The organism is Solibacillus sp. GQ1 (assembly GCF_059758555.1).
In genome coordinates this window covers 47,800-64,472 of the sequence record NZ_JCAXEX010000007.1, presented here as the reverse complement: position 1 = coordinate 64,472, position 16,673 = coordinate 47,800, and the positions used below count along the sequence as shown (strand labels likewise).

11 protein-coding genes and 1 pseudogene are annotated in these 16,673 nt (G+C 37.4%); 2 read left to right on the top strand and 10 right to left on the bottom strand.

All coding sequences use genetic code 11. The features are described 5' to 3' along the window. The first annotated feature begins 84 nt into the window (after positions 1–84). Together AC6CH1_RS18295 and AC6CH1_RS18290 are read left to right on the top strand one after the other, a co-directional pair. The gene (locus tag AC6CH1_RS18295) at positions 85–1,242 is read left to right on the top strand and encodes an ROK family protein (RefSeq protein ID WP_498318746.1); all 1,158 of its coding nucleotides are present in this window, start codon (positions 85–87) and stop codon (positions 1,240–1,242) included. A gap of 120 nt (positions 1,243–1,362) precedes the next feature. Next, the gene (locus AC6CH1_RS18290) at positions 1,363–1,917 is read left to right on the top strand and encodes a GNAT family N-acetyltransferase (RefSeq protein ID WP_498318745.1); all 555 of its coding nucleotides are present in this window, start codon (positions 1,363–1,365) and stop codon (positions 1,915–1,917) included. A gap of 94 nt (positions 1,918–2,011) precedes the next feature. Here the strand turns inward: AC6CH1_RS18290 and AC6CH1_RS18285 are convergent, their stop codons facing one another. From AC6CH1_RS18285 to AC6CH1_RS18240, 10 genes and pseudogenes are all read right to left on the bottom strand, one after another. Further along, entirely contained in the window at positions 2,012–2,737 is a 726-nt protein-coding gene (locus AC6CH1_RS18285) for a 3-ketoacyl-ACP reductase (RefSeq protein ID WP_340716965.1), read from the bottom strand. Positions 2,738–2,832: 95 nt separating this feature from the next. Then, positions 2,833–3,318: a glycosyl-4,4'-diaponeurosporenoate acyltransferase CrtO family protein gene (locus AC6CH1_RS18280; RefSeq protein ID WP_498318744.1), complete on the bottom strand. Its 486-nt coding sequence runs from the start codon at positions 3,316–3,318 to the stop codon at positions 2,833–2,835. Positions 3,319–3,330: 12 nt separating this feature from the next. After that, the gene (locus tag AC6CH1_RS18275) at positions 3,331–4,449 is read right to left on the bottom strand and encodes a glycosyltransferase family 2 protein (protein ID WP_498318743.1); all 1,119 of its coding nucleotides are present in this window, start codon (positions 4,447–4,449) and stop codon (positions 3,331–3,333) included. Positions 4,450–4,494: 45 nt separating this feature from the next. Next, positions 4,495–5,988 (bottom strand): phytoene desaturase family protein, encoded by a 1,494-nt coding sequence (locus AC6CH1_RS18270; RefSeq protein ID WP_498318742.1) that lies wholly within the window; start codon positions 5,986–5,988, stop codon positions 4,495–4,497. Between the two features lie 28 nt (positions 5,989–6,016). Next, a complete protein-coding gene (locus AC6CH1_RS18265; RefSeq protein WP_498318741.1) occupies positions 6,017–6,859 on the bottom strand; it encodes a phytoene/squalene synthase family protein in 843 nt (280 codons plus the stop codon). A gap of 26 nt (positions 6,860–6,885) precedes the next feature. Then, entirely contained in the window at positions 6,886–8,403 is a 1,518-nt protein-coding gene (locus AC6CH1_RS18260; RefSeq protein WP_498318740.1) for a phytoene desaturase family protein, read from the bottom strand. Positions 8,404–8,851: 448 nt separating this feature from the next. Continuing rightward, entirely contained in the window at positions 8,852–9,526 is a 675-nt protein-coding gene (locus tag AC6CH1_RS18255) for a YwrJ family protein (protein WP_498318739.1), read from the bottom strand. A gap of 15 nt (positions 9,527–9,541) precedes the next feature. After that, a pseudogene (locus AC6CH1_RS18250) lies at positions 9,542–10,873 on the bottom strand (arsenic transporter). Positions 10,874–11,159: 286 nt separating this feature from the next. Further along, a complete protein-coding gene (locus tag AC6CH1_RS18245) occupies positions 11,160–11,669 on the bottom strand; it encodes a hypothetical protein (RefSeq protein WP_427714079.1) in 510 nt (169 codons plus the stop codon). A gap of 521 nt (positions 11,670–12,190) precedes the next feature. Beyond that, positions 12,191–16,648, bottom strand: coding sequence for an S-layer homology domain-containing protein (locus tag AC6CH1_RS18240; protein WP_498318738.1), 4,458 nt, complete (start codon positions 16,646–16,648; stop codon positions 12,191–12,193). Between the last annotated feature and the right edge of the window lie 25 nt (positions 16,649–16,673).

The window sequence follows — 16,673 nt, the reverse complement described above, 5'->3', positions numbered from 1 at the left end:
TTGTTTGTCTATTGGATGAACAAAGTTTTTTTGTTATACTTTAATTAAAATTATCGATCGTTTTGTATTGGAGGGATTGTTACTTTGTCTTGGAATCAACAAATAGGGAAAAAATTTAATAAGCAGCAAATTTTAAATTATATTTTCTCTAAAAGGATTGTTTCTAGAGGAGAAATCATTGAAGAAATTGGGTTAAAAAAAGCAACTGTTGCAAATTTAGTAACAGAACTAATAGAGGACCGATTAATCGTAGAAGATGGCAAAGATTGTTCAACTGGAGGGAGAAGATCCCGGTTATTAAGGTTTAATGAAACAGCTGGTTTTGCACTTGGCATTGATATTGGCGTTAACTATTTATATGGTGCAGTCTTTAATCTAAAAGGGGAAATTGTTTTCGACCATTTCCAACTCGTACCATCAATTCAACTTGACGCGTATTTAAAAAGTATTTTGAGTTTAGTTGAATTACTCGTAAAAAATGTGCCCCCTAGCCCATTCTCAATCGTCGGATTAGGAGTTGCCGTTCCTGGTTCTGTTAATAAAGACGGCGTAATTATTATTGCACCTAATTTACGTTGGGGAGATTTTGATATCAGTGGATATTTGCGTGATCGCTTTGACTTCCCCATCTATATTTCAAATGAGGCAAATGCTGGTGCCTATGCAGAGTATATTTTCGAAAATAATAAAGAAACTTCAAATCTATTATATTTAAGTATAGGTATCGGATTAGGTGTTGGGATTATTATTGATCATAATATTTATATAGGTGTTAACGGCTATTCGGGCGAAAGTGGTCATACAATCATACATATGAATGGTCGTAAATGCACTTGCGGGCGCAACGGATGTTGGGAAGCATACGCCTCAGAATACGCTCTCATTCATGATGCGACTTATATGTTAAAAGAAAGAGAACTATCATTAGAGCAGCTAATTACCTTGGCTGAAGAGGGTCATGAAGATGTTATTCAATTATTTAAGGAAACCGGGTACTATATCGGTCTCGGGATTACTAATTTAATTCAAACATTTAACCCCGAAAAAATTATTATTGGTAATCGTATAGTAAAAGCGCAAAAATTTATTGAGCAATCTATATTAGATACAATTCACGCTAATACTATGCATTTTCAGCGGGATAACTACTCTGTGCAATTTTCGAAATTAAAGGATCGTGCAATTGCCCTCGGTGCTGCCTCTTTTATCATTGATCAATTTATTCAGCTACCATTTGATTAATCTCTACTTTCATAGGGAAAATATATTTAACTTATCTCGTATAGTTAAAAAATGTATATTATGTTATGATAAGCAAGCCTATAACACTCTCGAATAATAATATAATATTGGAGAAAACTAATGGAAAATCTTAATTTAATGCTTGAAAAAAATAGTCATTTGGAAAGCGATCGTCTTTTTTTACGCCCAATTTCAATTGAAGATACTGAAGATATGTATGAATATACAGCGGATGAAGAAACAACGAAATTCCTTTATCATGCACACAAAGATCTAGAACAAACGAAGAAAATGATTGAGAATTATTTTATGAAAGAACCTGCCGGGAAGTATGCGATCGTATTAAAAGAAAGCAATAAAATGATCGGTGCAATTGAATTCCGTGTTCATGAATGGAATAAAAGCGGCGAACTTGGCTTTACATTGAACCGCAGTTTCTGGGGAAAAGGCTATATATCAGAAGCCAGCAAAGTTGTACTGGATTTAGCCTTCAATACACTCGGCTTAGAACGAGTATTTGCGGAATCACACGTTCATAATGCGGCTTCCGCTAAAGTAATGCAGCGTTTAGGGATGACCCATGAAGGAACAATGCGAAAAAATCATATGATCAAAGGTACTCTCGTAGATAGTGTATATTACTCTATTTTAAAAGAGGAATTCCAACAGGCTTAACAAAAAAACTCGATCATTACAAATAAAGCCCTTCATTCTGTTTTCAGAATGAAGGGCTTTTTAAATTCAATCGGTTCTTAAAGTTGCATTATTATTAGAACGGATTTGTATTCATTAATGTTGCGTTTTTAATATACATGCGGTTGTTCAGCTTCAATTGCGCGATAATATAGTCTGCAATATCTTCAGGGTGCATATATTGATCTCTTTTTTCATCAGGCACTAGGTTCAGTGCATCAGCCAAATCTGTTGCGATTGTACTTGGCGCTAATGCTGTTACACGAATATTGTTGCGGCGCACTTCTGCTGCTAGCGACTCTGTTAAGCCGATGACACCGAATTTAGAAGCACTGTATGCACTTGATGTTGCCGCACCGTTTAAACCGTTTGTAGATGAAATATTAATAACATCACCTGCATTTTTTTCGATTAATTGCGGTACAATTGTGTGCGATACATAAAAAGTACCCATTACATTGATGTCGACAATTTCTTTAAACTCTGCAGGATCCATATCAACAAGCTTATCAAATTTCCCTACGCCCGCATTGTTAACTAAAATATCCGTTAAACCCAACTCTTCTTTTAGATGGGCAGCAGCCTTCTGTACTTGTTCTAAATTTGAAACATCCGCCACTGCATAGGCAGCTTTAACACCATGGCTTTCGATTTCTTTCGCCACGTTCTGTAGTGCTTCTTCTGAACGTGCAATAATTCCTACGTTCACACCCTCTTTTGCTAATGCTACCGCTACCGCTTTGCCAATTCCGCGTGCAGCACCTGTTACAACTGCGACTTTACCTTGTAATGACTGACTCAATATTATCGTCTCCTTTAAACATTATTTCAATAAAATTTTAACATAGCCTACTTCCATCCGTCATATTTCGTGTTCGGATGAGATAGAAAGTATTTTTAATCGTTGCGATCTGGTAAATCTAAAATATTTTCAATTCGCCCTCTGTTATAACGTTGCGTTAATATAAATGGTAGATTGGCGAAGAGTGCGTAGATAATATTAATCCAGCCTGCCCAAACAGGGTTCCAGAGGAAAAATAGTGGCGCAGGTAAAATAAGCAGCCAATGCGTCATTTCAGCCCTTTTTGTTTCAGCGGCAAAGACGATCAGATTTTCCCGCTTCGTACCATGTAAATGGCTTTTATTGTAACTTTTCTTTGCAATCGAAGAGCCATCAATTAAGTGCTTTTTCCATTTCTTCACTAAAAATAACCGATTCCAGATTTCCCCGTGCTCCTCCCACTTTGCAATACGGAAAAATACAACATTCTTCAGAAAAAAGCGTAAAGGAATGTTGAAACAGAGCGCTGAAATTGATAAGTGAAGAACGAACCATGCCACTATGTTAACAACGAGAAGCCAAATTGCATTAATAACTGTCATACCTCTCTCCTATTACACTTTGATTTTTCTGCCTCTCCACATGACCGAATGCAAAACATGCGTACGGTATAATGAGTACAAAAATACGGATGTAAAAAATAAAACAAAAAAAGGATAAATCAAGAAAACAACGAGATGAAAATCCCCTACTCTTTTCGCAAGCAAATACAAATGCGCACCGTATAATAAATAGACGACAATGCTGCTGAAGAACGCTACAGAAGATTCCGTTAAAAAGGCGATGAAGGGAGCCATTGCGACCATAATAACACCAAAAGTCCAAAGCTGTATGAGCAGCATGACAAATTTATGAGTGGATTGGGAAGCTGTCGCCAAATTTTTTGTCCAGCCTTCCATTAGTTGCTTCGGTCCCTCTTCATACATTCGCATATTTATAATCCCTTTTCCGGCATAATTGGTCACCGGTAAGTCTTTCGCTATAAAAACATCACTCAGCGCAAAGTCATCCATAATCGATTCTTCCGCAGCTTCATGGCCTCCCGTTGCAATGTAACTCTCATTATCACAAAGAATACATGGTCCAAATGATCCTGCCGTTGCAAACTTTTCTTTCCAAACAGTAAATACATTCATTCCTGTCAGCACAATAATATTAAATATTACCGATAAATTTTCATATCGTTTTACAATTTGGTGATATGGCTGAATTGATAATATCCCTTTTCCTTCTTGCTTGCTAAAGCTGTTTACAATGCGCTCAAGGCTGTCTTCAGCAGCAAGCTGAACATCCGCATCCAAAAAAAGGAGCCATTCTCCTCTTGCAGATTGTGCCCCATACGCACAAGCATTGGATTTACCCGGGCTCATCTCGCCTACTTGTTTACATATTAAAACCTTCGCTCCGTATGACGATGCAACTTCAGCAGTGTGATCCGAGGAACCATCATCGACTACAATTATTTCAAAACGCTTCCAACTTTGTTGCTGGAGTGATTTTAACAATGGCGGCAACCGAAGCGCTTCATTTCTGGCTGGTATGATGATCGACAATAAAGGTAATGGCGGATTCCCCTCTTTTGCTGGTGGTTTTCTTGTAGACCAAAACATCAGGACACCACATAATAAACCGAGTAAGGATAGTATTTGCACAACCAAATACAAAGTTTCCATTGATCATGTTCCTTCCATTTGCATTTGTCTTATAGCTAGTACTATTTACTTCTTCCTATCTTTTTCGATCAGTTTCTTCGCCACCTGTTGCCCGCTAAGCGTAACCATTGGCATACCGCCACCCGGATTAACAGTTCCCCCGACGAAATATAAATTATCATAGCGTTCACTTTGCTTCGGATGTTTAAATCCTTTATTTATTTTCTTATCGGATACAGTTCCGTAAATTGCCCCGCGGTCCGAAGAATACGTCCGTTCAATATCATGAGGTGTCCACATATCCTTTGTAACAATACTTTCTCTAAGATTGTCCAAACCCATATTTTCCAGCTTTATTAATACCTTTTCCGCAAACTCGGTATATTGCTGCCGAGCTAGAGGCTTATCTTGAAGGTGAGGAATATGTGGAAGGATTTTAAGGTTCTCATGACCCGGCAGTGCTTGTTTTGGATCTGTTTTATTCACGTTCACTAAATAAATGACAGGATCATCCGGAAGTTCATGCTTCTCAAAAATCAAATTCATTTGCTTTTTCATATTTTTAGCGAAAAAGAAATTATGATGGGCCAGTTGAGGGTAGCTATTTTTAACCCCTAAATGTAAGACAAGGCCCGAGCTTGCTGGCTCAAATTTTTCATCTAATTTATCGGTATAACTTTCTTTTTCCTCAGTTAATTGTTTATATGTTGGGATAACTTCCATATTGGAAACAAAATAATCAGCAGACAGTTTCGTCCCATCATCTGTATAGGCTGCCGTAATAGTTCGTTTGTTTTTATCCAATTTCACTATCTTTTTTCCAAGATGGAAGATTACACCAATATCTTCAGCTAACTTCACTAAAGCGTTTGCCAAATTGTGCATCCCACCAGGCACATACCAGATTCCCTGGGCGTGCTGCATGTAAATCATCATATTCAGAACTGCCGGCGCATGATAAGCGGAAGATCCAACATATTTTACAATATAACTCAGCATATCCCGGAATTGCGGGTTCTTAATTCTTTTATCAATCGCATCAAACATAGTCGATGATAAATCAAATTTCCTCAATGATTGAAACGCACCATGAAATTGGATCACTTCCTTTAGATTATCTAACCCTTGATTAAAATAACCTTGCTCCGTTATCTCGTATAATCCCTTGGAATAGTCCAGTAATTTATTGTATTGTTTAATATCTTTTTTCGTTAGAGATGGATTCAAGTTTTCCATATCGTGCAGATTTTCATATAAATCGATTGTATTACCTTCCGGGAAAAATGAGCGCCACTGATGGCTCAATCGCTGAATCTTCACATAATCACTCATTTGTTTTCCGCTTTGTTGAAATAAAGTTTCGAATATATGAGGCATCGTTAGGATCGATGGCCCTAAATCAAAACCGAAACCATCCTGCTCTAAACGGTTCAACTTTCCGCCGAGATGATTGTTCTGTTCATATATGTCAACATCATACCCTTTTTGCTGGAGTGAAATTGCTGCAGATAAACCGCCAAGCCCTCCGCCAATTACAACTACTTTTTTCTTACCTGACATAGTGTCTCCCCCTCTATTTGCCATTTATTTAAACTCTAATCTGCTCTAACCGTTCCCGGACAACAAAATTTCTTTTCGTTAAGCAGTCATATTGGTTTTCCCGAATCACATTTAAAATCAAGCGGTAAACATTTGCCGCCGTCATAAGCGGTACTTTACTATCGTTATCAAATTTCACAAGATGATTTGAAAATTCATCATATAAAGTTTCGGCTCGTACCGCCAAATGTTCCCAAAGAGTAATAAACGAGTCATCAATTATCTGTTGTTCCAGCTTTTCTTTACCATATCCGAAGCGTAACTGCTCCATTACCGGAAGATAAATGCGGTTCTTTTCATAAAAATCTTCGCCTATATCTCGTAAAATATTCGTAAGCTGCATCGCAATACCGAGTTTAACCGCAGTCTTTTTAAGATATTGATGATTTTCCGTTGCAATAATCGGAAGTAGCATCAAGCCGACAGAGCCAGCTACATAATAGCTATACTCTTCTAATTGTCGGAGTGTTTTTGGTGAGGAAAAATAAATATCCATCTCTTGTCCTGTCAATTGATCGTAGAAAGGCCGAATATCCATATCAAATGTATTAAATACATGCCGCAGCGCTCTCCATAATGGATGATTCCGTTCTTCATGGTGGCTGAAAAGATCGAGTTCATGGCGTAATTGATTTATAGCCGCGCTCTTAACCGCAATAATTGGATTTTCGTCCACACTATCGTCGGCTATTCTGCAAAAAGCGTAAATTGCATAGATAGCATATCTCTTTTTTGCCGGAAGTCCGGAAAATGCAAAATAAAAGCTTTTGGAATGCTTTTTAATAATATTTTCGCAGTATTTTAAATCCGAGTTCAATTGGTGCTGTATCATATCAATCTCCCCTTTTGTAAAATAGTTTAGTAGTCAAACTGAATCCCTTGATCATCTGATATGAGTTCCTGAGCAGCTATTTTCGCAGAAAGGAGAACGATTGGCACACCTGCACCTGGATGCGTACTACTGCCTGTAAAGTACAGGTTTTCACAATGGGTCGCTTTACTTTGCGGGCGCATATGATTACTCTGCCTCAACGTTGGCTGCAATCCGAATGTTGCGCCATTGTATGCATTAAACCGCTGTTTGAAATTCAATGGTGTTGTGTATGATTCCGAGACAATTTCTTCTTCCAGATTTTCAAACCCTTTTATTTTTTTCATTTCACGAATCAAATAATCACGGTAATATTGAATCGTTTCTTCATTCCATTCATACTTCGCTGTTGAAAGTTCGGATACCGGCAGCAGAACATAAATTGCTTCCTTCCCTTCCGGTGCCATCGACGGGTCAGCTTTTGACGGGATATGAATATAAAATGCGCCATCCTGAAGCTTTTCTCCAGAAAAAATATCATTTATATTTTTCTTCATCTCATTTTTGAAAACAAAATTATGCACTCCCTCTACTTGATCGTATTTGCGGTTAGTTCCTAAATAAAGGAGGAAGCAGGAGCAGGAATATTTCATCGCATCGATTTTCTCATCGGTATATTTCCCTTTCGCCTTTTTATCTTGAATGAGCTCTTTCATTGCATAAGGAAAGTCTGCGTTACACATAACGTAATCAGCCTCTTCCCTTCTGCCATTCACGTAAATTCCATTGGCATGGCCGTCCTCGATGGAAATTTTCTCGACGTCAGCATTGTAGTGGACCTTACCACCAAGTTCATAAAACAGTTTTTCCATCGATGTCGCCATTGTGTGCATGCCGCCTTTGATAAACCAAACTCCGTACAAAAATTCAATCATAGGAATAATCGAATACAGTGAAGGCCCGTTATATGGGGAGATGCCTATGTACAATGTTTGAAAACTAAGCATATTTTTAATTCGTTCATCTTTAATATATTTACCAATAAAATGATCGGCGCTGTCGAAGGTTTTTAATTTCAAAGTTTGTTTGATCATAAATGGATTGTAAAAGTCTTTAAATTTGCGGAAAGGCCGTTGGATAAAATAATTCTTTGCGACGATAAAACGTTTATATATTTCCTGTAAGTAATCCAAAAAACCTTGTGCATCATCAGGGTTTATACTTTCTAGTGTTTTCATCATTTCGGTTAAGTCGGACGAGCCTTTATACGGGCGATCCATCTCGTCTTTAAAATAGACTTGAAACATCGGATCGAGCTTCTCCATTGGTATGTAATCGTCAGGGTCCCGGCCGCATAATTCGAAAATCTCCCTGTATAATTCAGGCATCATCACAATAGTTGGCCCCAAATCAAATTTAAAACCATCCTTTTCAATACGATTCATTTTTCCTCCCGGCATTGCTTCCTTTTCAAACAGTTCCACTTCGTAACCCGCTTGCTGTAGACGAATTGCACTTGCCATCCCTGCTACACCAGCTCCAATAACAATGACTTTTTTTTTCATATTTGTGCTCCCCTAATTAATTATTAAAATGACATTTGCTTTTCCTCATATATGTAGATTGATAGCTTTTCGTCAAACGTTATACATTAATATTAATGTTGTATAACCTTTGGTGACAATGGGTTTTCAAGTTTTTTACTTTTTCTCTAAAACGTTTACCCTTTTTCCCTACTTTCAATCCTAATTAATAGGTAACTTTTTCGGATTTATTGTTCGAATTTTAAATTCCAATCCTTTTACAATCCCCATCAAATTTCATTAGCTTTGTATAATGTTTATAGAGGGCAATCCAGCATCACCCAAACAAAAAAGACACTAATTCAAATTGAATTGTGTCTCCGTTACTTATAGCTCTGTTATTTTAATCGTTCCACACCAAATTACTATTTAAGCTTCTGTACATGTAAAAACTATAGGCATTACATAACGCCGCTTATTACAGCGTTGCCTATATGCAATGTATTGTTTGAATATGTTCAATATTTACATACGTTCGTTTCTCTTTCGCTGTTTTCAGCTCCAGCATCTTGCCATTAATACTTTTTACTTTCCCTATATGATGAGTCTTCTCCCCCATATTTAACACAATCAGCTTATTTAATAGTATCGCCAGCTGCTTTTCGAAATTCGCTTCAAATCCCTCTTCTGCTTGTTTCCCGCTATATTCCGCCTCTGATAAACCATACGGCCGCTCATTAGGCGTATAAGGAATAATCCATTTTATATGGTTTATTGGAATATAGATCTTTTTATAAACAGGTGAAAAGAACACAAGATAATCATCCATTACTTCTAGAACCGTGCCATATAAGTACTTTTTATTGATAATGCATATTTCCTGATTAATTCCCTTTGCCTCTTTTAGGATACTCTCAAATGTTAAATTCTTTTTATTATCATCCAAAGGAATAATTGGGGAATCGGAAGGCCCTGCAAATTCAGTATCTGGTGTATCGGCTACAATATATTCAATATGGCTGACGGGGATATAAACAAAATTTTCGCCGTTAAATAATACAATAATGTCGCTGCCGCTATCGAAAATAATACCTTTGAAAAGCTGATCTCCTATTAAACTGACTGTGACATATTCTTTCTGTTCTCCTTGCCATATGTGATACAAATTGCTTCCTCCTATCTACTGAACAAACAACATAATCCATAAATATAAACTAAATAAACTGACAAACAATCCAATTGGAATGACAAGGAATGTTACTTTCAAATATTTCCGCCAAGTCATTTTCACACCATACTTTTTAAGTTCGAACATCCAAATTAATGTGGCAAGTGTACCGATTGGTGTTAATAGTGCCCCTATATCGCTTCCGATTACACTGGCAAGATATGCAATCTGTACAATTAGAGGATCCAGTCCCATATCGACAATTGCCATTGTACTGAACATGACAGCCGGTAAATTATTTACTAAATTTGAAAGCACAGTTGTAAGCATTCCCATAATAATTGTTGCCTGTAAAGCATCCTGAGCTATGAACTCTCTCAATGAAGATACAATGAAGTCATTTAAACCGACATTTTTGAGCCCATAAACAAGGACATACATATTAAAGGCAAATAGAAATATTTACCATGGTGTATTTCTTATCACATCTTTAATTCCAATGCGGATACGAATCCATCGATAAATAATGAGGATGGCAGCACCGAATAATCCGATAAATTCAAGCGAGATACCAAAAGGAGTGAGGGCAAAAAACGCAATTCGTGTTGTTATTATAATGAGTAAGCATACTTTGAACATCTTCCAGTCGATATCTTCCGGATTACCTGCCGGATCAAGAGGATGTGTATATAATTGAGTAGAATGGAGGTGTGCACGTTTAAAGGGAATCATGGTAGAAACTTTCGGTATATCCTTTTTGAAATATAAAAAAAGCAGCCAGGCGATAACAAAAATACCAATCATCGACGGGATAAACATCATGAGTACATAGTCATTTAAAGTGAGGCCAACAATTTTCAGTGCAATTAAGTTCGAAATATTACTAACTGCAATGGGGGCACTGGCAGCTGTAGCAATTAGAGCACCTGAAATTAAGTATGGATACATTTGATGCGGTTTAAATTTGAGTAGTTGGACTATACGAATGATGATTGGTGTAGTAATCAAAATACTGCCATCATTATTAAACAGCATTGTCATTAAAAAGCAGAGCAAATTTGTATAAATATAAAGCCTAATACCAGATCCTTTAGACCTGTTGACAATGTTGAATGCAATCCACTTGAAAAAGCCGATACTTTCCAAAACAATCGTCATCATAATGGTCGAAAGGATTGTAAGTGAAGGTCCACTGACGATGCCCATGATATCAAGAATGTCAGTCCACGATACAATACCCAGGATTAACACAATTGCTGCCCCGATAGTTGTTGGGACCGTTTCATTAACATTCATAGGTCTCCAAAGCATAAAGACAATCGTGAATGTAAAGATAATAAGCATCATGATGAACGAGCTATCCCACATTAATATCCGCCGCCTCATTACTAATAAATTTCGATCTTACTGGTTCATGTGCGAATTCTTTCTCTAGTTCCAGTACTGGTTCGACTCCCGGCCCGTTGACTATTCTTTGTTCAATTGGAGCTGAAATATATAATTTATAAAATAAACCTCCCACTATTGTGAAGTAGAGGATTATAAATAAAATGAGCACCATTTCACCTCCTTCTTTTGGAATTTTGGTGCGAATATTAGTCTAATGAGTTTTAAGTGGCTAAGTACTGTATTACTTTCTTCTGTTCCCTGAGGACTTTGTATTCGTACTGCTTTTTGCTTCTTGACTTTGAGCTTCTTGGCCTTCTTCTTGGCTCTCTTCTTTTACACCGAAGCTGATATTTCGAATATGGAACATTGAAAGCTGGATAACTTCTTCTTTAGAGAAAATCGTTACGTAATCGTCTTCTACCTCATTTAAAATTCCTTCAAGTGATTCCGGGCCTCCGCGGTTTACCTTTACCCAACTATGTCTAAAATTCGAAATGACGGACTTGAAATCTTCGCCTTGGTAGTAACCCATATTTTCATTTCCTTCGAACCCTTTGTCTAGACTGCCTTTAGCATGAAGTGTAATACTCTTTACATGTTGCATTTTATAGTAAACAACACCGTCATCTTTCGTGAATAGCACAAAATAATCCCCTTCTACTGCCAGCAACATTCCAACGCGTGACTCTGGACCACCTCTGTCGATTTTTACAACTTTCCCGACAAGCGAAAGCATTAAGTCTCTGTTCATGATGTTATACTCTTCCTATTTTTAGCTTACTGAAATAATATGAATTGAATTTTTTAATAAAGAGGTAAAGCGCCCACTGTTTTAAAACTTTACATTAACGGCATTTAACCCGAGCGTACTAAATTTTCTTTTAGTAATGAAGTAACTATGAGGTTTAACGGGCTGAGCCTTTGTACTACAGGGCTGTTTAATAAGCAGGCCCTTTCCGGAAATAGGGGGTGGCAATCTTAAATAAAGGTAGTTTTTGCTGTTATTTTAAAACCAAAAATAACAACAAACACCTAACTGTGATTACTTAAATAAATTTCACTCCAATATCCTTTTCATAATTTAATCGCTATATATATTATGAAAACGTTGTGAAGAAGGTTAAAAAGAGGCATTTTATAACGAAGAGCAAACAACTTTAAAAATCGGTGGGCTGTACTTAAAAATTAATACAAAATAAAAAACCAATCCCATGCAGCTTTCGCTTTGTGGGATTGGTTTGGAATTAGTATAATTAACAAGGAAAATATTGGTTAATCCTCAATAGGTTTTGGTGCGGGTGTAGTCACATTTGTTGGAATAACAACATGATCTGCAGTACCGTCTGAATTTTTCGCCTGAATTATATTACCAAAGTTATCAACAGTAAAGAAGTAGATTTTTTGTCCGCCACCAAATACATTTGTTGTATTGGAAGGTAATGTTAAATCCCAAATTCTGCTTCCGTCACGAGCTTCGTCCATAATATTTGTTCCGGCTATAGTCATACCTGTTATTTTTGTACCACGTTGTGCAGCTCTTCTTGCATCTTCAAAGGTTGGTGGAGTAGATGCATTACTATTCATTACTGCATAATAGAAGCGTTGTCCATTTTTAACTGGGATACTTGATTCTACTCTAATTTGAACAAAGTATTTTCCATAGTTCGTGACTTCTTTAATATTAACTGCAAGTGCTTCAGTCGGGTAAATATACTTACCAATCTTGGAAATATCGAATCGATTATGTCCTTTATAATCATATACATCAACCGAGTCATCCATTGTAACTGTTATTGTTTTATTAGCAGTTGTAACATCTTTTGCTTTAATTACTAAAGCAGATTGATTTGTTGTAGCTGGAGTTCCTTCAGTATAAGAAACAAAATCAAAATCAGCTTCTGATATACCGTCTCCTGTAATATTTAAAATTCCTTTCCAGTTGGAAGAATTTAAACTACTCTTATTAAAATTATTTACCGTATTTTGGCGCATTATTGTTTCATTGAATGTAATAGTAAATTTCAATTGATCAGCATCACTCGAATCTAACTTTTCTCTATAAATTAACGCCTCGTTCTCCGCTAAAACATACTCTTGATCGATCGGTTTAACCACATCATTTCGAGTAGAATCAATAATATGCGGTTTCACACCATCTGTATAAAAATTCTCAACAATTAGTTCGCCATTTGGTTGATCTGAAGAGGTTAACGGTTTGTCCTCATCTACTTTTCGAACAGTAAAGCTTCCGTATGCATCTTCCACACCGATTAAAAAATTGTATTCCATATGTGGGTCAAGGTTTTCAATTGTTACTGTAGGGTTTCCAACCTCATATTCTTTCGAAATATATTTTCCTGCTTTACTTCCAAAATCTTTAAAGTACTGCAAACGTGCAGCATTATTATAAGTATTAATATCATCAATAATATTTATATCTCTACGTACCGTATCTAGTTTGCCACTACCCGTATTGAAATAACTTTCTCCAGAAGAGTCTTTATTCCAAATATAATTGTTGTTATTTGGCGGCAAATCCTTCTTATATTTTGGAACTGCAGCAACATGAATTGTACCGCTTTCATCAGCATTAAATGTTATTAAAGCTGTTTTATTTTTATAACTATCATCACCTGTCACAGGTGGTTGAACTTTATAATTCGATGTTAAAGGTGGTTTCGTATCAGTAATTAATGTCTTTTGATCCCATACTGAGATTTTTCCTGAACGATCCTTCAGCAAAATATAAATGGCGTAATCTTTAAATTCACTAACTCCACTTGGTCTTGAAATAGGCGGTAACTTAATTTTACCTACTTCTGCCGGTCCTGAACCTTTAGCTAAATAATCATTTAAGCCGTTTGATTGAAATGCCCCTGTTACTGTTCCAGAATCAAACTCATCGACAAAATCGCGTGGTGTAATATTAGAATTTTTATCAAAATATCCCTTCTCTAATATCATGTAATAGTAAGTACCAGCTTTATTAGTCGTTACATCAATTAAAAATTTGTTGTCTGTTGGTGAAGCTTCAACTTTATCGATCTTTAATTTTGGCGCTAATGCGTCAGTATGGTTATAAACCGCATAGTTACGTGGCGGGTTTCCTCCTGGAGCTGTTAGTGCACTTTCAAATTCATTTTCCGCTAAGTCTTTTACTCCTGGCAATATCGTCGCACGAATTGTATCCCCATTTACTAACGCTGTAACAGATGGAATTTTAATACGAATACGTTTATTCAAGTAAACTACTTCACTTGGTTTGATTTCCTTTTGACCTGTAATGTTGACAATACCGGTTCCTGATAATACGTAGTTATTAACATTTTCAGCACTTGCTTTATCTAACTCTTCACTGACTGAAATGTAAAAATAACCTTCATTTGAATTAGATGAACTTGCAGGCATTAATTCTGAATTAATAACATACGGATAAGTCGTATCCGGTGCTTCTGTCTTCAACGTAATCTTCGGTGCAGGGTTGCGCATTTTATTGCCCGATTTATCAACCATCACCGCATAAATTTCATACTCTGTATTTGGCTTAATATCACCAATCGCCGGAGTTGCACCATATTTAGTTTCGGTAATGACGATATCATCAGGTTTTGTAATAGTCCCTTTTCCTGTATAGCGCTTCATAATTTCATCGACAGTCGGATCCGGCATCGTAACTGGAGACTTTTCACGAATATAATAGTAGTATTCGCCCGGCTCGGTAATTCCCTTAATGACAAATTGCACGCGCTTTCCGCCGTACATCGTTTTGCCTTTATCGAGGCGGAATGTCGGTGGTCGGTTATCGATTGTCGAGAATTCCTGCTCTTCCTTCTCCGAAACATTGTCCGCATCATCAATGACAATCGCATAAATCACATAGTCCGTCATCGTTTCCAGGCCGGATACCGTAAATTTCACAGGCTCGTCCATTACGAGGGGCCCATTTCCGTTGTATTTTGTACCACCTGTTTTAATCTCGCTGATTGTTGGCGCTTTTTCATTGGCCTTTTTAATGACATAGTAGTACGTTCCATCTTCATCGGCTGTTAATGTCACATCGGCTGTTGATCCGCCGGCTGCCACATCCAGTTGTGTAATGGTTGGAGACGTAACGTCAGTAACAATGGTATTTTCCACCGGATCACGATCAACCGCTTTTCCGTTTTCATCCTCTACATAGCCAATGTTCGGGTCATCCGTTTTATAATCGTCAAACACATCATTTACGGTTTTATTGTTCGGAATGATCGCTTTAGAAATATAGGCATGTGTGCCAAGATTCGTAAAGCCGTTGCTTGATGTAATGTAATAATAATCATATGTGCTGTCTGTATTCAGGTGCACATTTTTCAATGTGTTTTTATACACGTATTGAATATCATGAACGCCATAAATAGAAACATTGTAGTCCGTATCGATATACATCGCGTTCGGGCTTGCATACAGTTCCACATTTGCTACATTTCCTTGTACTGTCAGGCGGTCGATATCATAGTTAGCCTTTAAAAATGTACGGTCAGCAGTTACATACAATTGACGAATATCCGCGTTTTCAAAGTCCACGTACTTCTTAACGTTTGCCATACGTTCCGTGTATTTTTGCAGGTGCTCCGGTTTTGTCGGGTCCGGCTTGTTCTGTAAATTCTCATTTTCACTAGGGTTGAGGAAATCTTCATTTTTCGGATCTGTAGGTGTTCCCCAGTCGATAAACGATGCGAAGCTTCCTAAACTTGCAATACGTACATTTTCCAATGCGCCAAGCGAGCGTCGTGGTGCTTCCGCTACTTCCACACGTCCTGTAAAATTGGCATTTTTGAAGCGTAAATAACTGCCATGAATGACAAGTTCCCCTGCAAAAGAAGAATAGCCCCCATCAAGCGCCAGTAAACGTGAGGAAGTTCCGCTCGCATTGATCGTCAGCTTCGAAATGTTTTGAAGGGTCTTTCCTGAATAGCTTCCTTCAATGTAAGCACCTTTTAATACATTTTGATTTCCCGCATTAATAATACTGCGTAAATGGGATGCCACCGTGTACGCGACACCGTTTATGTATATTTGATTCCCTACAATATCCCCGACTGTATAAACAGGATTGCCGCGGTCCGCTTTTTCTGCACGCCAAATAAATGTCGCCATCTGCCCGCGTGTTACGGTATTAAAAGGATCAAATGAAACAGGTGTTTTTCCTTTTGTAACATTCAGATCGTAAAGTGTCTGTATGAAATACGCATTGGCATTTTTATTTGAAACGTCCTTGAAACCGTGATTAAGTTTTGTAGAAATGCCAAACTTGAAGCCAAGCGTTATAATTTTTGCCATTTGTCCGCGTGTAATCGGCTCTTTTGGTTTAAAGGTTTTATCTGAATAGCCATTAATGACACCCGCCTCTGCCAATGCGGCGATGTAACGGTAGTTCGGGTTATTCACCGTCACGTCTTTAAAGCCGGGGTTTTTTGGATTTGTTATATTTACATCAATCGTCAGTGCCAGCATTTTTGCGGCATCTTCACGAGTAATTGCTGCATTTGGTTTAAATGTACCGTTTGAATAGCCTGTTGCAATTTTACGGTTGGCTAAATCAATAATCGGTTCATAATAATCCGCATTTGGATTTAAATCACTGAAAGAATAGGCATTTGCCTGGTGGGGCATTGCGACTAGCACACCACTTGTCGCCAAAACCGTTGCAACCGCTGCCTTTGAAAGTTTTTGTGCTTTTTTCGAGTCCATGTTAGAAAATCCCTCCCTTTTGAAA